At 61.8% G+C, this 20,649-nt stretch carries 18 protein-coding genes; 10 read left to right on the forward strand and 8 right to left on the reverse strand.

What is annotated here, in order from left to right:
• Positions 1 to 255 precede the first annotated feature (255 nt).
• Positions 256 to 2,430: a putative bifunctional diguanylate cyclase/phosphodiesterase gene (locus HJ583_RS12745; protein WP_170022277.1), complete on the forward strand. Its 2,175-nt coding sequence runs from the start codon at positions 256 to 258 to the stop codon at positions 2,428 to 2,430.
• Positions 2,431 to 2,482: 52 nt separating this feature from the next.
• Here the strand turns inward: HJ583_RS12745 and HJ583_RS12750 are convergent, their stop codons facing one another.
• The 4 genes from HJ583_RS12750 to HJ583_RS12765 form a co-directional block, all read right to left on the reverse strand.
• Positions 2,483 to 3,082, reverse strand: a complete 600-nt coding sequence (locus tag HJ583_RS12750) for a hypothetical protein (protein ID WP_170022278.1) — start codon at positions 3,080 to 3,082, stop codon at positions 2,483 to 2,485.
• Between the two features lie 201 nt (positions 3,083 to 3,283).
• Positions 3,284 to 4,210 (reverse strand): hypothetical protein, encoded by a 927-nt coding sequence (locus HJ583_RS12755; RefSeq protein WP_170022279.1) that lies wholly within the window; start codon positions 4,208 to 4,210, stop codon positions 3,284 to 3,286.
• A 193-nt stretch (positions 4,211 to 4,403) separates the two neighbouring features.
• The gene (locus tag HJ583_RS12760) at positions 4,404 to 5,261 is read right to left on the reverse strand and encodes a putative phage abortive infection protein (protein WP_170022280.1); all 858 of its coding nucleotides are present in this window, start codon (positions 5,259 to 5,261) and stop codon (positions 4,404 to 4,406) included.
• A gap of 79 nt (positions 5,262 to 5,340) precedes the next feature.
• On the reverse strand, positions 5,341 to 6,252 hold the full coding sequence (locus HJ583_RS12765; protein WP_170022281.1) for a putative phage abortive infection protein: 912 nt from the start codon (positions 6,250 to 6,252) through the stop codon (positions 5,341 to 5,343).
• A gap of 535 nt (positions 6,253 to 6,787) precedes the next feature.
• Between HJ583_RS12765 and HJ583_RS12770 the strand changes: the two genes are divergently transcribed.
• Complete coding sequence (locus tag HJ583_RS12770; protein ID WP_170022282.1) at positions 6,788 to 8,920, forward strand: putative bifunctional diguanylate cyclase/phosphodiesterase; 2,133 nt, start codon at positions 6,788 to 6,790, stop codon at positions 8,918 to 8,920.
• Between the two features lie 8 nt (positions 8,921 to 8,928).
• On the forward strand, positions 8,929 to 9,702 hold the full coding sequence (locus HJ583_RS12775) for a GDSL-type esterase/lipase family protein (protein ID WP_170022283.1): 774 nt from the start codon (positions 8,929 to 8,931) through the stop codon (positions 9,700 to 9,702).
• Positions 9,703 to 9,744: 42 nt separating this feature from the next.
• On the opposite strand, the gene HJ583_RS12780 is transcribed toward HJ583_RS12775, so the two are convergent.
• Entirely contained in the window at positions 9,745 to 10,629 is an 885-nt protein-coding gene (locus HJ583_RS12780; RefSeq protein WP_170022284.1) for a LysR family transcriptional regulator, read from the reverse strand.
• 105 nt (positions 10,630 to 10,734) lie between these two features.
• Here HJ583_RS12780 and HJ583_RS12785 point away from each other — a divergent pair, with 105 nt between their 5' ends.
• Both HJ583_RS12785 and HJ583_RS12790 read left to right on the forward strand, forming a co-directional pair.
• Positions 10,735 to 11,739 (forward strand): NAD-dependent epimerase/dehydratase family protein, encoded by a 1,005-nt coding sequence (locus HJ583_RS12785; RefSeq protein ID WP_235943843.1) that lies wholly within the window; start codon positions 10,735 to 10,737, stop codon positions 11,737 to 11,739.
• A 162-nt stretch (positions 11,740 to 11,901) separates the two neighbouring features.
• Positions 11,902 to 13,212, forward strand: coding sequence for a right-handed parallel beta-helix repeat-containing protein (locus tag HJ583_RS12790; RefSeq protein ID WP_170022285.1), 1,311 nt, complete (start codon positions 11,902 to 11,904; stop codon positions 13,210 to 13,212).
• A gap of 90 nt (positions 13,213 to 13,302) precedes the next feature.
• On the opposite strand, the gene HJ583_RS12795 is transcribed toward HJ583_RS12790, so the two are convergent.
• A complete protein-coding gene (locus tag HJ583_RS12795) occupies positions 13,303 to 13,917 on the reverse strand; it encodes a TetR/AcrR family transcriptional regulator (protein ID WP_170022286.1) in 615 nt (204 codons plus the stop codon).
• 202 nt (positions 13,918 to 14,119) lie between these two features.
• Between HJ583_RS12795 and HJ583_RS12800 the strand changes: the two genes are divergently transcribed.
• From HJ583_RS12800 to HJ583_RS12820, 5 genes are all read left to right on the forward strand, one after another.
• Positions 14,120 to 16,207: a VIT and vWA domain-containing protein gene (locus tag HJ583_RS12800; protein ID WP_217423408.1), complete on the forward strand. Its 2,088-nt coding sequence runs from the start codon at positions 14,120 to 14,122 to the stop codon at positions 16,205 to 16,207.
• Positions 16,204 to 16,827 (forward strand): rhombosortase, encoded by a 624-nt coding sequence (gene rrtA, locus HJ583_RS12805; RefSeq protein ID WP_170022288.1) that lies wholly within the window; start codon positions 16,204 to 16,206, stop codon positions 16,825 to 16,827. The genes HJ583_RS12800 and rrtA overlap by 4 nt, the downstream gene beginning before the upstream one ends.
• A 149-nt stretch (positions 16,828 to 16,976) precedes the next feature.
• The gene (locus tag HJ583_RS12810) at positions 16,977 to 17,570 is read left to right on the forward strand and encodes a YiiX family permuted papain-like enzyme (RefSeq protein ID WP_170022289.1); all 594 of its coding nucleotides are present in this window, start codon (positions 16,977 to 16,979) and stop codon (positions 17,568 to 17,570) included.
• Entirely contained in the window at positions 17,560 to 18,288 is a 729-nt protein-coding gene (locus HJ583_RS12815) for a lipase family protein (RefSeq protein ID WP_217423409.1), read from the forward strand. Before HJ583_RS12810 ends, HJ583_RS12815 begins: the two co-directional genes overlap by 11 nt.
• 162 nt (positions 18,289 to 18,450) lie before the next feature.
• Entirely contained in the window at positions 18,451 to 18,888 is a 438-nt protein-coding gene (locus HJ583_RS12820; protein ID WP_101940736.1) for a nucleoside deaminase, read from the forward strand.
• Positions 18,889 to 18,928: 40 nt separating this feature from the next.
• Here HJ583_RS12820 and HJ583_RS12825 read toward each other — a convergent pair whose 3' ends face one another.
• Both HJ583_RS12825 and HJ583_RS12830 read right to left on the reverse strand, forming a co-directional pair.
• Positions 18,929 to 19,726, reverse strand: coding sequence for a DnaJ domain-containing protein (locus HJ583_RS12825; RefSeq protein WP_170022290.1), 798 nt, complete (start codon positions 19,724 to 19,726; stop codon positions 18,929 to 18,931).
• Between the two features lie 168 nt (positions 19,727 to 19,894).
• Complete coding sequence (locus tag HJ583_RS12830; RefSeq protein ID WP_170022291.1) at positions 19,895 to 20,596, reverse strand: CatA-like O-acetyltransferase; 702 nt, start codon at positions 20,594 to 20,596, stop codon at positions 19,895 to 19,897.
• Between the last annotated feature and the right edge of the window lie 53 nt (positions 20,597 to 20,649).

Genomic DNA, 20,649 nt, shown 5'->3' on the forward strand with positions numbered 1-20,649 from the left:
CCGACAGGCTTGTGGCAAAGCCACCCCGGGCAAGGAACGGAATTGTCGGCATCCACCCACGGCAGCCCTGCCAACACTGGATTCCAGCCCCGCTGCGGCAAGCCACAGGCATCCAGCCGCGCACCGCATGTGGTTGGGCGGAATCCGAAGTTACCCACCCGCGATATTGCGTCGTTCGCCCTTTCGTACAGATCTGGAAGTATTCTTCACTCCCTGAGCGGGGCAAATAGATCCCGCCTTCTGAAGGCCCCAACGATGAGTTCCCCACTGATCAGCGCCTACCTGATTTCCGTAGGCATCCTGCTGATGGCCGCTGCACATGCGTCGATTCTGGCGCGGGGCATCGGGCATGCACGTGAAAACTGGTCGTTCGCGGCCATCTGCTTAGGTTTTGCTGGCTTCCAGTTCTGCAATGCGCTGCAGTATTCGGCGCCGGATCACGCGCGCGCGCTGGCGGCGCATCTGTGGGTGAATTTCTTCTCGCTACTGGTGATTCCGCCGGTAGCGCTGGCCGCCGCAGCGCTGGATCCGAAGAAGCGCTCGCGACAGCCGTTTGTGTGGCTCACGGGCTTCGTGCTGCTGGTGATGGCCTACAACTTCCTCACCCCTTACGGCTACCGCTTCCATGCGCTGAACCCGGACACGCCGCGGAGCCTGCCCTGGGGCGAGAACATCCACATGATCCAGGGCCAGGCGAGTCTGGTGTACCGGGCTGCGCGCCTGGTCTTGCTGATTGTGTTGGCCTACGCGCTGGGGGTGACTTTCTCGCTGATGCGCATGAAGGATCGGCTCTCGAGCACGCTGATCTGGATCGGGCTGGCGATCATGCTGGTGACGCTGCTGCTTTCGAGCCTGTCTGATATTGGGGTGATCAGCCTGCCTCACCTCGGCGGCTTCGGTTTCGTGTTTCTGGCGGGGGCTTTTTCGCTGGTGGTGCGCAAGGAAATGCGCGTGCGCGAGTTGCAGGAAAAACACAATGCCCTGGCCTTGGCCAGGGAAGTGCAGGAGAGGCTGCTGGCCGATGCACGGGCCGATCAGATCCTGCATCACGACGCGCTGACTGGCCTGCCGAACCGGGCCGGTTTCATCCAGCGCCTCGAACACGCCATTGAGCAGCACGGATCTGCTGAAACGAAGATTGCCGTGCTGCTGTTTGATATCGACCACCTCGGTGCGGTGAAGGGCACTCATGGCCTTGCCACCGGTGATGAGCTGTTGCTGCAGGTGAGCCAGCGCCTGCGTGCCCGGATCCGCGACCGCGATGTACTGGCCCGCTCCCGCAGCGATGGCTTTGCGCTGATAGCGAGCCGGATCAAGGCCAAAACGGGTGTCAGCGTCTTGTGCGAAAAGCTCAGCGGCATGCTGGCCGAAGCGGTGGAACTGGAAGGCCAGCACTTCAAGCTCAGCGCCAGCATCGGGCTGGCGATCTATCCGGATGACGCAAGCAGCGCTGGCGAGCTGCTGTCTGCCGCCGAGCTGGCCCTGCACGAGGCGAAGAATGCCGGGGTGAGCCAGATCCGCAGTTTCCACCCGGCGCTGAAAGAGAATTTCCGCCAGCGTATCGGCCTCGAATCGGCGCTGCGCGAGGCGCTGGAGAGGAAGCAGTTCTTCCTTTGCTATCAGCCGCAGGTCAGTGCCAGCACGGGCCGCACCGTGGGCATGGAAGCGCTGCTTCGCTGGCAGCACCCGGAGCTGGGGCTCGTCTCCCCACTGCATTTCATTCCGCTCGCCGAGGCCAACGGCTTGATCAGCCACATCGGCGCCTGGGTGATTGACACGGCCTGCGCCCAGCTCGCGGCCTGGCGGCAGGCCGGGCACGCCGATCTGCGCATGGCGGTGAACCTCTCGGCCACCCAGTTGCTCAACCCTTATCTGGAAGACACCTTGCTCGGCGCCATCGCCAGCCATGGCCTGGTGCCGGCCGATCTGGAGCTGGAAATCACCGAATCCGTGCTGATCCAGGATCCGGATCAGACGGTGCTGCGCTTCAACGCCCTGCGCAAGCTGGGCCTGCGCCTGTCCATCGACGATTTCGGTACCGGTTACTCCTCGCTGAGCTACTTGCGCGTGCTGCCGGTGCAGGCCTTCAAACTGGATCGCAGCTTTGTGGAAGGGCTCGGCAAGGACGAGACCAGCCTCGAAATCTGTGCCAGCGCGATCCGCCTGGCGCAGAACCTGAACCTCGATATCGTGGCCGAAGGCGTAGAGACTTCCGCCCAGGCCGAGTGGCTGCGCGCGCTGGGCTGCCCGATCTTCCAGGGCTTCCTGTTTGCACGCCCGCTGATGGCGGAAGCGGCCACCGCGCATCTGGCGCAGGAGCGTGCCGGGGGCATCACGGCGGAGGCGGCCGGCACGGAACTTCCCCGCTTGCCTTCAGTGTTGGCGGCGCAATCCCACTCCGGCTTGTCTGCCTACAGGGCTCGCCTCTGACGCATATCGCAACGGGTTCCAGGCGTGTGCCCGCCTTGGCGCTGCAGGCTGCTCAGCAGCGCTCTGCGTGGCGCAAATCCGAGAGCCTGCGGCGCTCAGTCGTCCAGTGATCGCCCATGGCGGCGGAGTGCGGCTGGCGCAGCAGCGAATCGAGGCGCTGGATATCGGCCCATAGCGCCTGACACCGCTCCGCACGCGGCGGCTGCGGCGCAGGGGACGGCGACGGGGCGGCCACGGCGGTGCGCGCCACTTCCGCAGCCCGGGCCTGCTCCAGTTCGGCCAGCTGCTGCTGATAAGGCTTGGCGGGCGCGATGCCGGCGGCCGCCGGCGCCGCATTCACCGGCTTCACTTCAGCGCTGACGGCGCAATCGCGCTCCGGCTTGTCGGTATACACGGCGCGCCCCTGACTCATGCAGCGATAAGTGCCGGGCGCATAGCGTGGCGCTGCCGGTGCGGGCGGCGGTGCAAGCAAGGCGGGTTCGGGCAGGGGGCTGTGCGGATTCGCCATCGCCGTAGCAGCCGGCGGCATGGAGATTTCCGGCTCCGTAGGCGACGCAGGCATGCGCCCCAGATATTCCAGCCCCAGCAGCACTGCCAATGGCACTGCAATGGCCCCGACAATCGCCCACACCCGGGCGGAATCTTTTCTCATGGATTGAATGGCGAACAGCTTGAAAAACCGTGAGTCGTGTGGCGTAGGGCGGAGTGCCAACTCCGCCATTTTTATTCAGGCATGCGGTGGAGTTTCGCTCCCTTTACGTACTTCTAACGTTTGACGTGAGGGGAGGCCGAAGCCGAAAACTGTTCATCTCGATGGCATTGTTAGGCTACGTGGATTCGAAGGCAGTCTGCATCAAAAAAGGACCTGCTGATTCATTACGAGTTTTTTATATTCGCGATGTCGCTTTCCTTGTGGCGTCTCAATAGTGCTTTGTCCGTCCGTTTTGTCTATCACTGTAATGACAGAGTAGCCTGTAACCTCGGTTTCACCGATTTCATTGAATTTTCGATGTATATTGAGTACGCAGTTGATACAGCTTCCATGCTGAAATGAAATCTGCTTTTGAAGGACGGAGTTTTTAAATTCAGCGTCAGACATGATGAAGCTGATTGTTTCTCTTTCATAAATCCCCTTCCATTTAAAGTTTCCTTCTTTTAAGACGGGGGCTACGATCTCAATGACTGCGTTATCTATGGTTTCTGTTGGTAGGCTGTTATCGAGAAGAATGTACTTTGTAAAGTCCGTGCGTCGAACCAAGTGCTCACTGACGATATCATGGTTGATTATGTCGTGAGCAGAGAAACCCACTGCGGTTACTTTTTTGTGCCCGTTTAAGTTCTTGTAAAAATTTGAGCGTCTGGATTGGATTTTTACGTTTGACTCGGCAGCCTTTACGGCCTCTTCGATTGCTTTTGTAGAGACGGCGCCTTTTTTAATCTCACTTCTAAGTGTCTCAAGAGCAAGGCGTTTTTCTTCGACGATAAGTTTCTTCTCTTCAATCGTTAGCTCTTGAATTGTTTTTTCCCTCAAATCCTTTTCGGCGTCAGAGATGGGGATTCTACTTAAAGCCGTGCTAACTATAGAAACGAGAACTGTGAATATCGTGAGTGTTGTGTTTATCTGAACACTGTTCTCGCCATAAACCTTCCAGTACTCTCGAAGACCACCTTCACTGAGAGGGAGGCTTTCAATGCTGATGGACGTACCAAGTGTTGCACAGACCTCTTGAAAAATGGCAAGCAACTCTGACTCACATTTGTTTCTGACAAATGCGTCCATTGTGTGCGAATCGTTTTCGAGGTAGTAGTGAATCTGAAAGTTGTCTGCCTGATTCATCATCTTGGTGGCGCGTCCATGGTTTAGTGACACGGATTACTAGGCCTAACAAACGAAAGGGAGAGGCTGCCGGAGCGATGCTCAAGGAACCACAAGCGCAGCTTGTGGCTGCCCCTCTCAACTTTAGTTTTAGAAATTATTTGGGATACGCTTCCCATGAATTGATGTCGGCAGAAATCACCCCGGATTTCCTGAAATTTTTGTCGTAGTTTCCAAAATCTTTGTCCTTAATCCACTCTAGGATTTCATAACGCGCCACATATTTTTTGAACTCAATCCCGTCATCCAGACAGCAGTTTAAATACAGCAGTTTTAGCTCAAGATGCGACATCTGGGCGCGAACAATCTTTGCATATTTGTATTTTTCTTCTCTGGAAAAAGCTTCAGATTCGTCAATTGTTTTGAATATGTGGTAAAGGTTTCTAAAGTAGTGGCCTAAGTACTGCTTTCTGAAGAAACCATGATAATAAAGGCTGTAGGTTTCATGGAGCTTTGCAAGTCGCTCTTGAGTCGTTGCTGAGATTTCGATTTTCTGTCGTTGATACCGAGTCTTCACTTCTTTCTCGAAAACCCAAAAAGCTCTAAGCCCGGAGTTTACTTCTTCAATTTCTTCACTCTCGCTTGGCTCGACTTTGGCCTGATGTTCGGGTTGTGTGTCACCATCCGATTTTCTTTTGTGCTTAGTTCTTACTTCAAAGCTGGAGACGATTTTGCTTTGAAGGTCAAGCATTCTGAAGACAATGTCTTTATCCGCACTCTTTGCAATACTGCTTTTTTGGTAATAAACAATTAGTGCGATATTGAAAAATGCTAAAAGTGGATTTAAGACACCGCCGAAGTAATCGCCGAATTGACCGAATGCGGAGTAGGCTTTTTCATAGCCATCGGCGGGGCCTAAAACCGTTCCGAATTCCCACAAATAGACAGCCAAGATGCCAAGAGATGATAGGGCTGGAACTATGAGCATCCAATAGTTTTTGATTAATTTACGCATTCTGCGCTCTTGATTTCTAACGTCTGACATAACCGGCGCTGCGTGGCTTCATCGCGCAGAGTCCGTGTTGGTGGATGGGTTAGCCGCGTTGCCCATAGTCCGCATTGCTGCCAAATGCTGTCGGTTTGTAATGGGCAACAAGATTATCGAGTAGCTCCCTATTTTGATGGTCTGGAATTCTGAGTGGCATGTGTTCGAAGAATTCGTAGCGCTCGACAAGCAGTTTGTACGGCCGATATGGGTCTTGACTATTTTTGGTAAAGCAATTAACTGCAAGAAGGTAATACACCGTCTCCGGGACAAAAGACCTCACGATGTTCGAGTAGAACTTCTCGTTAGCAGAGGGCGTTGTGTCCTCTAAACTTTGAACATTGAAATGGCCGACAAGCGATGTGTTAGGGCTGTTTGTCGCAACAAACTTCAGGATTTGGTACAAAATTCTGAAATATTGATTTAGCAATGGGTCGTGTTTTAGCAGCACATTTTTGGCTGCCTGCAATGACGTTGTGTATGGAGTTAGTCGGTGCAAATCGCTGCCAATTAGGTCGTGTTTTAATGCCGTTACAACGCTGTTCCTATCGGTTGGTTTTCCCTCAAAGTCATGCCGAACACCTTCGGCTAAGAGTTGTTCCAATAGATTGTTTAGCTGGTTAAGAAGCGCAAAAAAGGTGTCTTCAAACCGTTGTTTGTCGAGCGTGGAAGCTTGTGCTTTCAAAGCTTGACTTGACTCCTTCAATTCATTTCTCGAAAGCTCAAGCTCTGTTTGGTTTTGGAATAGAGTAACCAAAAGCATTATGAGTCCGAGAAATGAGAAGATTGGGTTAAGAGTCCCGCCGAAGAAATCGCCGAGCACCCCCCAGTCTGCGCGGGTTGCATTTAGCAGGATATCGGTGCCAAAAGCGGCCGTGTATAGCGCGTAAAGCTGCCATGCGAACACTGCGGCTATTAGCAGTACGACTAAGAGAAGGATAAGCAGCCAGTACTTTTTCATGGGCATCACATTCGAGGAAGCGGCTAACGTGAAGTGGACACCAGCGCGTCCGTTTACTGGCTTATTGGTCAAAACGACCTGAATTTTTAAGCCATTGTTTTACAAATACGAAAACCGAGGTCAGGCCTGGCCTTTTGCCATCAGGGCTCATCCTCCAGCGCATGAGCCACCGCCAGCCCCCGATCCAAGAACCCAATCAGCATCATCCCCAGCGCATTCCGGCGTCAATTCCATTTCCTCTAAAAGTGTGAGAAATATCAAATCCGCCGGCAATTTCCTTGTCATCGGCATTGGGCGCTCTCCTTGCGCGATGCCATCCGGATCGGCTCGAGGGCCTATCCCGTACAGTTAAAACCCGATCAAGACTGCTCAGGCGCTGGAGCCGCTGGGGCTGCGTCCTGGCGGGCTTTCACTGCGCCGGAAGCCCGCCCGTTTGGTCGGCGACGTTGCGGCGTTCGCCCTTTCGTACGGATCTGGAAGTATTCTTCACATCCTGAGCGGGGCAGATAGATCCCGCCTTTTCAAGGCCCGAACGATGAGCTCCCCACTGATCAGTGCTTATCTGATTTCCGTTGGCATCCTGCTGATGGCCGCTGCGCATGCGGCGATCCTGGCGCGGGGCAGCGGGCATGCGCGCGTGAACTGGTCCTTCGCGGCGATCTGCGTGGGTTTTGCCGGCTTCCAGTTCTGTAATGCGCTGCAGTATTCGGCGCCGGATCACGCGCGCGCGCTGGCGGCGCATCTGTGGGTGAATTTCTTTTCGGTGCTGGTGATTCCGCCGATTGCGCTGGCGGCTGCGGCGCTGGATCCGAAGAAGCGTTCGCGGCAGCCGTTTGTGTGGCTGATGGGCTTCGTGCTGCTGGTGATCGGCTACAACTTCTTCATGCCTTATGGCTACCGTTTCTATGCGCTGGACCCGGACAAGCTGCTGACCCTGCCCTGGGGCGAGAACATCCGGATGATCCAGGGCCAGGCGAATCTGGTGTACCGGGCGACGCGTCTGGTGTCGCTGATCGTGATGGTCTACACGCTGGGGGTGACTTTCTCGCTGATGCGCATGAAGGATCGGCTCTCGAGCACGCTGATCTGGATCGGGCTGGCGATCATGCTGGTGACGCTGGCGCTGTCGAGCATGTCCGATTCGGGGGTGATCAGCGTGCCCTACCTCGGCGGCTTCGGTTTCGTGTTTCTGGCCGGCTCGTTCTCGCTGGTGGTGCGCAAGGAAATGCGCGTGCGCGAGCTGCAGGAGAAGCGCATTGCGCGGGCCCTGGCCAAGGAGGTGCAGGGGCGGCGGCTGGCTGATGCGCGGGCCGATCAGATCCTGCATCACGATGCGCTGACCGGCCTGCCAAATCGGGCCGGTTTCATCCTGTGCCTCGAAAACATGATCGCGCAGCACAGCCCTGAGACGAAGATCGCAGTGCTGCTGTTTGATATCGACCGCCTCGGCGCGCTCAAGGGGACCCACGGCCTCGCCACCAGTGATGAGCTGTTGCTGCAGGTGAGCCAGCGCTTGCGCGGCCGGATTCGCGACAGCGATGTGCTGGCCCGCTCGCGCAGCGATGGCTTCGCGCTGATTGCCAGCCAGATCAAGACGGCCTCGGGCGTCGGGGTGTTCTGCGAGAAGCTCCGCGGCACGCTGACCGAGGCGGTGGCGGTAGAGGGTCAGCACTTCAAGCTCAGCGCCAGCATCGGGCTGGCGATCTATCCGGATGACGCGACCAACGCCGGCGAGCTGCTGTCTGCCGCCGAGCTGGCCCTGCATGAGGCGAAGAATGCCGGGGTGAGCCAGATCCGCAGTTTCCATCCGGCGCTGAAGGAGAATTTCCGCCAGCGTATCGGCCTCGAATCGGCGCTGCGCGAGGCACTGGATCGGAAGCAGTTCTTCCTCTGCTATCAGCCACAGGTGAGCGCCAGCACGGGCCGCACCCTGGGCATGGAGGCACTGATCCGCTGGCAGCACCCGGAGCTGGGCCTCGTCTCCCCGCTGCATTTCATTCCGCTGGCCGAGGCCAACGGCTTGATCGGCCATATCGGAGCCTGGGTGATCGACACGGCCTGCGCTCAGCTCGCGGCCTGGCGGCAGGCTGGGCATGCCGATCTGCGCATGGCGGTGAACCTTTCGGCCACTCAGTTGCTCGATCCCTATCTGGAAGACACGCTGCTCGGCGCCATCGCCGGCCATGGTCTGGTGCCGGCGGATCTGGAGCTGGAAATCACCGAATCGGTGCTGATCCAGGATCCGGAGCAGACCGTGGCGCGCTTCAACGCCCTGCGCCAGCTGGGCCTGCGCCTGTCCATCGATGATTTCGGCACCGGTTACTCCTCGCTGAGCTATCTGCGGGTGCTGCCGGTGCAGGCCTTCAAGCTCGACCGCAGCTTTGTGGAAGGGCTCGGCAAGGACGAGACCAGCCTCGAAATCTGCGCCAGCGCGATTCGCCTGGCGCAGAACCTGAACCTCGACATCATCGCCGAGGGCGTCGAGACCCAGGCCCAGGCCGAGTGGTTGCGCGCGCTGGGCTGCCCGATCTTTCAGGGTTATCTGTTTGCGCGCCCGCTGGTGGCGGAAGCGGCCACTGAGCATCTGGCGCAGGAGCGCGCCGGTGGGCCGGGCGCGGCGGGCGAGCTGTTGCTGCCAGGCTTCGGGCCGGCGCCCTTGCTGCCATGAGGCGGGCGATGCGCAGTGGTTTCTTCCGGCACGGGCTGATGGGCGCGGCACTGGCCGGGCTGCTGCTGGGCTGTGCGGCGCTGCCGCCGCAATCGTCGCCGAGCGTGCCGGGCGTGGCGCGCAGCGTGCCGGCGCTGGAGAAGAAGGATGGCGGCGTGTTCCTGCGCAAACACGCGGCCTGCCTGCAGCAGGTGCAGGGTGGCGATGTGGAGCTGCTCTTTCTCGGCGATTCGATCACCGAAGGCTGGGCGAAGCAGCCGGCGCTATGGCAACAGCATTACGGCGCCTGGCGCACGGCCAACTGCGGGGTGGGCGGTGATCGCGTCGAGCATGTGCTGTGGCGCCTCGATCATGGTCTGCTGGCACAGACCCGGCCGCGTGTGGTGGTGCTGATGATCGGCACCAACAACAGCGCTTCGCAGGGCGCGGATTACATTGTGGCCGGCATCCAGGACATTCTCGCCACGCTGCAGGCGGGCTCGCCGCAGAGCCGGGTGCTGCTGCTCGGCGTGCTGCCGCGCGGGCCGCGCCGCAATGCCGATGGCAGCATGGATGACGGGCTTCGGCGGATGGAAGTGATCCGCGCCGTGAATGCGCGCCTCGCGCAGCTCGATGATGGCCAGCGCCTGCGCTATCTGGATATCGGCGAGCGCTTTCTGGTGGAGGGCCGTATCCCGCCCGAGCTGATGCCGGATCAGCTCCACCCTGGCACGCGTGGCTATGCCATCTGGGCCGATGCGATGCAGGGCCTGCTCGACGAGATGATGGCGCAGACGCGGTAGCGGCGCCTTCCGCCGCGTGTGGCCTTACGCAAGGGGCATGCTTCAGCCAAGGAGTGTGCGCAGGCTGCTTGCCAGCGCTTCGAACACCACCTTGCAGCGCGGGCTGTTGCGCAGATCGGTGTGCATGGCGACCCAGGTCGGCAGCGCTATGCTGATCTGAGGCAACAGCGCCTGCAGCTGGGCATCGCGGCGCGCCACGCCGTGCTGGCAGAAGCCGATGCCGGCTGCAGCACGGAGCAGGGCGAGCTGGCCGAGGTCGCTGTCGCAGCGCAGGGCAAAGGCTTCGCGCCGCCACTGCGCGAAGCCCTTGCCGGCGGCCCGGATGAAAGGGGTTTCGAGATCGAAGCCGATCAGGTCGTGCTGCGCCAGCTCGGCCACGCTCGCCGGCTCGCCCTTGCGCGCGAGGTAGTCGCGGTGGGCGTGCAGGCCCACGGTCACGCTGCCGACGCGAGTGGCGAGGAGTACATCCTGGCGCGGCGGGGTCATGCGTACGGCGATGTCCACCTCGCGCTGGACAAGATCCTGCACCCGGTTGCTGAGCACCAGTTCGATCTCGAGTTCGGGATGGGTCTGGCGCAGGCGGGCGAGGATCGGTGGCAGCCATTCGATGCCCATCACCTCGCTGGCCGAGACGCGCACCGCGCCGCGGACGTTTTCGCCCAGGCCGCCGGCCACGCGCTCCAGCGAGGCGGCAATGCTGTGCATGGCTTCGATGTGGCCGCGCAGGGCGGTGGCGGCATCGGTGGCGGCGAGGCCGGTCTGTGAGCGGGTGAACAGCGCCACGCCCAGTTGCTGCTCCAGTGCCGCGACCTGTCGCCCGAGGGTGGGCTGGGTCAGGCCCAGCGCGCGGGCGGCGCCTGAGAGTGAGCCTTCCTGCAACACGGCGAGGAAGCTGCGGTAGAGATCCCAGGGGATGGTGGTGGTCATGCATAAATGTATAGCGGCGCTACGCATTTGGGTAATTTCCGTTTGATCTGGTGGCGCCCAGAATGCAGCGCATCGCAAGTCTGCGAGGCGAAAAGGAGCGGCGTGATGGACAGGAACGAAACGGCAGGGAACGGCGAGATGCCCCAGCGGGCGCTGGTGCTGGGGGCTTCGGGCGGGGTGGGCGGCGAGCTGGCGCGCGAGCTGCTGCGGGCGGGCTGGCAGGTGCGTGGCCTCAAGCGCGGGCTGGGCGTGCCGCGCCTGTTGCGTGACGGAATCGAATGGCTGGACGGCGATGCGCTGAAAGAGGCCGATGTGCTGTCTGCCGCCGAGGGTTGCGCGGTGATTGCGCATGCGGTGAATCCGCCGGGTTACCGCAACTGGGGCGAGCTGGTCTTGCCGATGCTGGCCAATACGCTGGCGGCGGCGCGTCAGCAGGGCGCCACGATCCTCTTGCCGGGCACGGTGTACAACTATGGTCCGGACACTTTCCCGCTGATTGCGGAGGATGCGCCGCAGGCGCCGATCACCCGCAAGGGGGCGATCCGGGTCGAGCTTGAGCGCCGTCTGCAGGCGGCGGCGGAGGCCGGCGAGCTGCGGGTGATCATCGTGCGGGCCGGCGATTTCTTCGGGCCGCAGGCGCGCAACAGCTGGTTTTCGCAAGGCATGCTGAAGCCGGGGCGGGTGCCCAGCGCCATGCAATGGCCGGGTCGCCCCGGTGTGGGCCACCAGTTCGCCTATCTGCCGGATGTGGCGCGCACGATGCGGCGTCTGCTCGAAGTGCGCGAGCGCCTGCCGGCCTTCAGCCGCTTCAATATGGCCGGTCACTGGGATCCGGATGGCCGTGCCCTGGCGCAGGCGGTGTGCCGCGTGTTGCAGCGCCGGGGGCTGGCCGTGCCGCGGCTGAAAGCCTTTCCGTGGTGGCTGATGCGGCTCGCCGCGCCCTTCGTGACGACGCTGCGCGAGCTGCTGGACATGCGCTACCTGTGGCAGACCGAAGTGCGCATGACGAACGCGCGTCTGCTTGAAGTGCTGGGCGAGGAGCCGCATACCCCGCTGGACGAGGCCATCGAGGCGACGCTGGTAGGCATGGGCTGCCTGGCGCAACGCTGAGAGTGGAGGGGCGTGCACTGCCTGTCGGGCCGGGCGAACCGTCTGGCTCGCTGCGCCAGAAATGCGCAATCCTGGTCAAGACAATGCGGAGGTCTGGTCATAAGGTCGCCGGGCAGTTCCCAAAACCACAAGGGCATACGCCCGCGATCACGGAGACGATCAATGCACACAACTCATTCCCTGCGCTTCCTGGGCAGTCTCATGCTGGGCTTCTCGGCGGCGGCTTCGGCCGGCACCTATTACGTGGCCCCGGGGGGTAGCGATACTGCGGCCGGCACCCAGGCCGCTCCCTGGAAAACGCTGAGCCGCGCCCAGACCAGTGCCGTGGCGGGTGACACCGTTTACGTGCGCGGCGGCACCTACACCATCAAGACCGGCGTGAACAGCTGCGCCTCGCAGACCGATGTGGTCAATGCCATTCTGCTCAACAAGAGCGGGGCTACCAGCAATCCGATCAAATACTGGGCCTACCCCGGTGAAACGCCGGTCTTCGATTTCAGCAAGATGACGGACAACTGCCGCGTGAAGGGCATCAACCTCAGCGCCTCGTGGGTGCACCTCAAGGGGCTGGAGATCAAGGGCGTGCCGCAGGGTAACTACCTGAACCACGAATCCTGGGGCGTGTGGGTGAATGGCAGCCGTAATGTGCTGGAGCAGCTGAATGTGCACAACATCATGGGGGCCGGCGTGTTCATCCAGAACGGCGGTTACAACCTGGTGCTGAACACCGATTCGCACGATAACTACGATCCCAAAACCTCCAACGGCGCAGGCCAGAGCGCGGACGGTTTCGGAGCTCACATCAAGGCCAGCAATCCCGGCAATGTGTTCCGCGGTTGTCGCGCCTGGAACAACTCCGATGATGGCTTCGATCTCATCAACGCCTATTCCAGCGTGACCATCGAAGATTCCTGGGCCTGGTCGCACGGTTACCTGCCGGGCACCACCGCTTCGCTGCCAGCCGGCAACGGCAATGGCTTCAAGATCGGCGGCTACGGCGGTGTGTATGTGGCCGGCGCGCCCAAGCACATCGTGCGCAAGTCGGTAGCCTTCAACAACAAGGCCAGCGGCTTCTATGCCAATCACCACCCGGTGGCGAACGACTACTTCAACAACACCGGCTACAACAACGGCATCGATTTCAACCTGCTCGGCATCGATTCCAGTGGCGCGGCGGTGAACCTTGGCACCCTGCGCAACAACATCGCGTACAAGGGCAGCCTGCTGGCTAACAACGCGGGCGTGAACACGCGCTACAACAGCTGGGATGCGGCTACCGGGGTGTCCGTGTCGGATGCGGATTTCCAGTCGGTGTCGACCAGCGGCTGGGATGCCGCCCGCCAGTCCGACGGCAGCCTGCCAGTGTTGAGCAAGCTGCGCCTGGCCAGCAGCAGCGACCTCATCAACAAGGGGGGCGACGTAGGCCTCAGCTACACCGGCTCTGCACCGGATCTGGGCGCCTTCGAGCGCTGAGCGGGACGTTCGCAGGGGCGGTTTCAGACCGCCGGGCGCGGGTGGGCTGAAGCCCTACCCGCGCCCGCCGTGGCACAAGCGGCCGTGTCTTCAGGCCGCCTGGTGGGTGCTGCGGAAACCGCGCAGGAAATTCTCGATCAGCATGTGGCTCATGGCTTCGGCATCCTGCCCGCCAGCGAGCTCCATGCGCTGGCTGATCTTGAGCAGGCAGATGCCGTGCACGCTGGCCCACAGTACCCGCGCGGCCTGCTCCACTTCGGTGGCACTGGCCCGGTCCGCCAGCGGGGCGAGCGCCGCTTCGACCAGCCCGAACACCTTGCCGACTTTCTGCAGGTGGCTCGCCGGCAGGGCACCGCCTTGTGCCGCGATGTATTCAAAAAGCATGTTCCAGCGCGGTGCGTCGTTTTCGGCATAGGCGATGTAGGCGCGTGCCAGCGCGAACACGGCTTCCTCGGGGCGGGTGGAGGCGCCGCTGCGCGCCTGCAACCAGGCGTAGAGCTTGTCCAGCGTGCGCTCGTTCACCTGGCGCACGACGTCGTCGAGGTTCTCGAAGACGAGGTAGAGGGTGCCCACGGTGTAGTCGATGGCGGCGGCCAGCTTGCGTGCCGAGAGCCCCTTGTAGCCCTCGGCGACGACGATGCGCTCGGCCGCATCGAGCGCCATCTGGTGGATTTCTTCCCTGCTGTGATCGTTGCGCCTGGCCATCCTGACTGTCTCCGCGTGGGTGCTGATGTCGTTGGAGAAGATTTTACCTGTTTATTGAACGACGTTCATTTGTGTGCTACAAACGCATCTGAACGATGTTCAATTGAACTTGGGTGCGTTGGCTGTTGCGCCCCGCAAATGAACAGGTTCTTTTTTCAGGCCGTTAATTGAACGGTGTTTATTACGCGAGGCGAAGATGAACATGATCCGGAAGAGTCGCTTGGGGATGTGGCGGATGCTGATCCTGCTGCTCGGCATGCTGGCGGGAACGATGGTGCAGGCGGCGGGTTTGCTGACCCCTGTTGATGGCAGCAAGCCGCCGCTTGATCTGCGCGAGCAGCATGTGAAGGTAGTGATCGAGGATGGCTTTGCGGTCACCACGGTGGAGCAGGTGTTCCATAACCCGCATGACAAGGATCTGGAAGCGATCTACTCCTTCCCGGTGCCGGAGCATGGCGCGGTGGGCGAATTCACGCTGTGGATCGATGGCAAGCCGGTCACCGGTGAAGTGCTGGAGAAGCAGCAGGCCCGCCAGCTCTACGAGCAGGAAAAGAAGGCCGGGCGTGATGCCGGCCTGACCGAGAAGGACAGCTACAAGACCTTCGACATCAGCGTGGCGCCCGTGCGTGCCGGCCAGGACACGCGCATCCGCCTCGTCTATCTGCAGGCGGCAGCCGTGGATACCGGCATCGGCCGCTATGTGTATCCGCTCGAAGAGGGCGGCGTGGATGAGCAGAAGCTGGCTTTCTGGACCGCCAACCCGAAGGTGAGCGGCAGCTTCAGTTTCAACCTGCACCTCAAATCCAGCTATCCGGTGGATGGTATCCGCGTGCCGAACCAGGGCGCGGCGCAGGTGAGCCAGATTGGCCCCGGCGAATGGAAGGTGAGCCTCAGCAGCCAGGGCGCTACCGGCCCGGCCGCCAGTGAGAGCGGCAAGCCGGCCAGCGCTTCGGCGCCGGCGGCTTTCAACCCGCAGAGCGGCGGTGCGGCCTTTTCGCTGGACAAGGATCTGGTGGTGTACTGGCGCCACAAGGCCGGCCTGCCGGGCAGCGTCGATCTGGTCACCTACAAGCCGGATGCAGCCAAGCGTGGCACTTTCATGCTGACCGTGACGCCGGGTGACGACCTCAAGCCGATCACCGAGGGCAGCGACTGGATTTTCGTGCTGGACATGTCCGGCTCCATGACGGGCAAGTACGCCACGCTGGCTGACGGCGTGCAGCGCTCGCTCGGCAAGCTGCGCCCGAATGACCGCTTTCGCATCGTGCTGTTCAACGACCGTGCGACGGAGCTGACCGGGGGCTACGTGAATGCCACGCCGGAGATGGTCAAGCGCTATAGCGCCGAAGTGGCCGCGGTGCGTCCGAGCAGCGGCACCAATCTCTTCGCGGGTCTGCAAGTCGGGATGGACGCGCTGGAGGCAGACCGCACCAGTGCCATCGTGCTGGTTACCGATGGCGTGGCCAACGTGGGTGAAACCGCGCAGCGCAAGTTCATCGAGCTGATCCAGAAGAAGGATGTCCGCCTGTTCACCTTCATCATGGGCAACAGCGCCAATCGCCCGTTGCTCGAAGCGCTGACCCGTGCCTCCAACGGCTTTGCGATCAGCATCTCGAACAGCGACGACATCGTCGGCCAGTTGCTGACGGCGGTGAGCAAGGTGAGCCACGAAGCCCTGCACGGCGTGCAGGTGAAGATCAACGGCGTGAAGACGGACGACCTCACGCCGGCCCAGATCGGCAGCCTCTACCGTGGCCAGCAACTGGTGCTGATCGGCCACTACTGGGGCGACGGGCCGGCCAAGGTGGAGCTCACTGGGCGCGTTTCCGGCAACCCGAAAACCTACCGCACCGAATTCGCCTTCCCGGCGAAAACGGCTCAGCACCCGGAGCTGGAACGCCTGTGGGCCTATGCTTCGATCGAAGCGCTGCAAGCCGAGATGGCAGACTTCGGCGAGAAGGCCGACCTCAAGCGTGCGGCCACCGATCTGGCCCTGGAGTACTCGCTGGTGACCGACTACACCTCGATGCTGGTGTTGCGCGAGGAGCAGTTCGCCGCCAACAAGATCGAGCGCCGCAATCAGGCGCGCGTGGCGGCCGAGGACGCGGCGCGCCAGCAACGCGCACAGGGCGGCCCGGTGTCGCGCCGGGTGGATACCCAGCAGCCGATCAGCCAGGCTCCGCGTGCCAGTCACAGCGGTGGTAGTGGCGGCGGTGCGCTGGATGGCTGGAACGTGGCTGCGCTGTTGGCTCTGCTGGTCCTGAGCCTGCGTCTGCGCCGCGCGGCATGAGCGAGTCATCCCTTTCGCAAGCAGAGCCGGGCTGGCGTGGCTGGCCCTGGCTCAGCGCCCTCGGGGTGGCGCTGGCCATTCTGCTGTGGCTGGGCTTCGGCCCGGCCCCGGCGGCCCTGGTGTATGACCGGGGCGCCATCGCCGATGGCGAGTGGTGGCGCCTCCTCACCGCGCACTTCGTGCATAGCGATGGCGGCCACGCGCTGTGGGATATCAGTGCGCTGGCGATCATCGGCAGCCTGATGGAAACGCACGGCCGCTGCCGCATGCTGGTCGCCGCCGTGCTCGGCCTGCTCGCAGTGGATCTCGGTCTGTGGTTCGGCATGCCCGAGCTGGCGCGCTACTGCGGCCTCTCAGGCATGCTGAATGGATTGTTCGTGGTGGCGCTGGCCGACCTGTGGTGGGCGCACCGGCATCCGCTGTTCCTGCTCGCAGGCTGCGGGCTGGTCGTGAAGCTGCTGCTGGAGATCAGCGCCGGTCAGTCACTCGTCGTCAACACCGCCTGGCCCAGCGTGCCGTTGACGCATCTGGCTGGCGCCCTGGGCGGACTGCTGCTGCTGTGGTGGCGAAGCCTGGTGGTGTGCTTGCGCTGGAGCCGGCGGCTGGAGCACCCCGCCTGAGGTGGCGGACGTATTGGCCGCAGCCTGCGCCCAGGCGAGCGGGTGTTTGACGCGTCATGTGTTGTGGCCGAGCATCCGGCACTTGTCATATGAGGCAGCCCGTGCAGAGGGAGAAGTCGGCCTGTCTGCCCTTGAATCAGGAGTATCAGATGGGTCGCGCAGCCGTCGTCTTGTTCGCTCTGCTGATGGGGCAATCTGCCCAGGGCTATTCGCCACAAGCAGGAGACATCGTTTTTCACACCTCCCTGTCGAGTCAGAGCAGGGCCGTGCAGCTGGCGACAAAATCCCGCTACAGCCATATGGGGATTGTGCTGTTCCGCGATGGACAAGCTTTTGTCCTGGAGGCGGTACAGCCGGTCAGATACACCCCCTTACAGCAGTGGCTGGATCGAGGAAAGGACCGCCGCTATGTCATCAAGCGGCTCAAGACCCCCTGGTCGGAGGCGGCCATCAAGAGGCTGCAGCAGGACAGCAGTCACTATGAAGGCAAGCCTTATGACCTCGCCTTCGAATGGTCTGACAACCGGATCTACTGTTCCGAACTGGTGTGGAAACTCTACAAATCGGCGGCCGGAATTGAACTGGCGCCGCTGTCGAAACTGGGCGACTTTGATCTCAGCCACCCTTCGGTTCAAACCAAATTGAAGGAGCGCTATGGAAACAGACTGCCGCTTGCCGAGCCCGTCATCGCGCCGGCAGCCATCTTCGAATCTCCGCTGCTGAGGACCGTCAGTGAGCGATGAACGCTGCGCGCCGTCGCCGGCTAGCCGCCTCGCCGCGAGGGCGCCAGCGGACGCCCTGCAGGCATTGTTCATCCACGGCATGGGGCGCACCCCCTTGTCGGGATGGCGGATGCTGCGCACGCTTCAGGCGAACGGAATCGCAACCGGCACATTTGCTTACTCGACTGCGCTGCAGGATTTTGAACAGATCTCCCGCCGGCTCTCCGAACGCATTCAGATGCTCGCCGCCAGGGGCAACTACATTCTGATTGGCCATTCACTGGGAGGCGTGTTGCTCCGTTCGGCACTGGCTTCGCTCCCGGCCGCCACGCGCCAGCCTCTGAGGGTTTTTCTGCTTGGCTCTCCCACCCGGGCCGCGCGTTTGGCCCGGATGCTTGAACGCAATGTCGTCTTCCGGATCGCGACCGGGGATTGCGGCCAGCTGCTGGCTTCAGATGATCGGATGGGCGCCCTGTCGCCGGTGGCGGCGCCCACCACCCGCATCTGTGGAGATCGCGGGATCGCGCTGACCTCACGGTGGTTTGGCGCTGAGCCCAACGATGGTGTGGTGGCGCTGGCGGAAACTTCTGCACCCTGGATCAACGAAGCCGTCTTGGTGCCGGTCGTCCACACCTTCCTGCCCTCCAGCGCGCAGGTGGCGAGGATCATTCTGCTCCGCACGAGCGAAGACGCAGCCCGTCAAGGCAAGACCGGAGCGCTCCAGGCTCCCGGCGAGTGAGCCTTTCCAGACCGTGCTACGACCTGTTGCCCGGCGCGGATGAGTGAGCTCTGCATGCAGCGCAGGATGCGCTGGCGTCGATCTGCTGCACAGCCGGAGCAGGCTGCGGCACAATCATTCCGTGAGCAGGTTTTTCAGCCCCGCAGCGTGAAAGGAATTGCCATGGACATCTATATGCAGGCCGCCATTGAAGAGGCCGAGAAGGGGCGTGCCGAGGGCGGCATTCCGATCGGTTCGGTCTTGGTGCATGAGGGCCGCATCATCGGCCGCGGGCATAACCGCCGGGTGCAGCAGGGCAGTGCGATCCTGCACGGCGAGATGGATGCGCTGGAAAATGCCGGCCGCCTGCCGGCCCGTGTCTATCGCGAGGCTGTGCTCTACACCACGCTTTCACCCTGTCCGATGTGCAGCGGCGCGATTGCCTTGTATGGCATTCCGAAGGTGATCGTGGGTGAGAACGAGACCTTCATGGGCGAGGAAGGCTGGCTGCGCGCGCGCGGGGTCGAGGTGGACGTGCGTCAGGACGCACGCTGCGTGCATCTGATGCGCGAGTTCATCGCGGCGTGCCCGGAGCTGTGGAACGAGGATATCGGGGTATAGGCAGGCAAGGGGCGCGCTCGCGCGCCCGTCTGGCCTTCACTCAGCGCGGGTAATAGCCGTAGGGCGAGGATGAGGACTGGCTGCTCGGGATGCCGCCCGAGGTGCGCCGGTTATCCCGCTCGAGCTGGCGCAGATAGGCCTGCTCCTTGGCGAGGCGATTTCTGGCGTCGCTTTCTTCCCGTCGGCGCAGGGATTCCTGCTCGCTCTGGAGGCGTTGCTGGGAGCGCTGGGCGGCGAGTTCTTCGCGGCGTTGCTGGGACTCCTGGCTGGCGAGGTTGCGGTCCACTTCCCGGCTGATGCTGCGGGCTTCGGATTCGAAGCGGCGCTGCTCGGCCAGGCGGCGCGCCTCTTCCTGTTCCTGAGCGCGGCGCGCATCGCGCTGGGCGGCCAGCTCTGCGGCTTCGGTGCGTGCCCGGGCTTCGTCCTCCAGCCTTTGCTGTTCCAGCTTCAGCACTTCGGCGGCCACACGTTGCCGCTCGAGTTCGACCTTGTGGTTGAAGTAGAAGTAGCTGCCCACGCCGATGGCCAGCAGGATCACGGCCGCCCACTTGAGGCCATTGCCAATGCCTGCTTCTGCTTCGACCGGTGCATAGCTGTAGGCCACTTCCTGTGCAGGCGGATTGCGGCGGGCGTCGTAGCGCTCACGGCGCTGCGGATTGGAGAGGGTCTGCCAGGCGTCCTTGATCAGATTGAAGTGGGTATCCGGATCCAGGGTGTCCGACTTCAGCTTGCCTTCCAGATACCTGGCTTTCAGGCGCTCATAGGCGGATTCGATGGCATCGGCCGAAGCGCTCTGGCTCACTTCGAGCAAATCGTAAAGCGTCTTTTCCTGGGGCATGTGCAGACCTGTCTGGCTCAAGAAGTCGAGATGCCCTGCGCAGGTGCTTCCGGCGGGCACTGACGGATTCGGTGTTTGCCGTGAATATATCGTTTTCAAGCCATCGACATGCGGCGCAATGAGGCCCAAAAGCGGAATTTTTCCGCCTTTCGGACGGATTCTGCGGCCTCAGGCGAAGCGCTGCTGGAAATCCGTGATCAGTGCATTCAGCACATGCGGATCGGTGCAGGCGTGGTGCAGCTTGGCGGCCAGCGGGATCAGCAGGCGGCCGCCCTGCTCGTAGCGCTGGCCGAAGTAGAAGCCGGGCTGACACTGGATCCGGCTCTGGCGCCAGTGCAGGCTCAGGCCGCTGAAGCGCAGCTGCGGCAGATTGCCGATGAAGCAGGCCGCGAGAAAGGTGGTTTCTGGCAGGCGCGGCAGTTCGCCACGCCGGGCTGCGTCGAGCTGCTGGCGATAGTGCCCGGCAAAGTCGGCAAGGCTGAGGCGGGTGGTGTTCTCGAGCAGCAGTTCAGTGAAGCGCTGGGCGCCGCCGATGGCCACCGGCACCACGATCGGGGCATTCTCCAGCACCCACCATTCGGCATGAAACCGGCGTAGCTGGAAATCGGGCTGGCCCTGCATCGCCTGGGCCAGATGCCAGATGAGGAAGGAAAAGAAGCTCAGGCCGGCAAGGCCTTGCGCGCGATAGGCGGCATGCGCTTCAGTAACGTCCAGCTGCAGGGTGATGTCGACGAAGGGGTCCTGCGCCACCGTCTCGTCAGTGAAGAAATCCAGCGCCCAATCGAGATAGCCCTTGCGCTCGGCGCTGCTCAGCGGGCGGGCGGACCAGGCTTGCAGGCTGTCCGGCGGGAGGGGCGGGGTCTGGTTCATGGTGTCCGGGAGGAGAAGTCGCGGGCTGCATTCTCGCTCATGCGGCGCAATTG

The organism is Uliginosibacterium aquaticum, from assembly GCF_012972705.2.
Classification (GTDB): Bacteria; Pseudomonadota; Gammaproteobacteria; order Burkholderiales; family Rhodocyclaceae; genus Uliginosibacterium; species Uliginosibacterium aquaticum.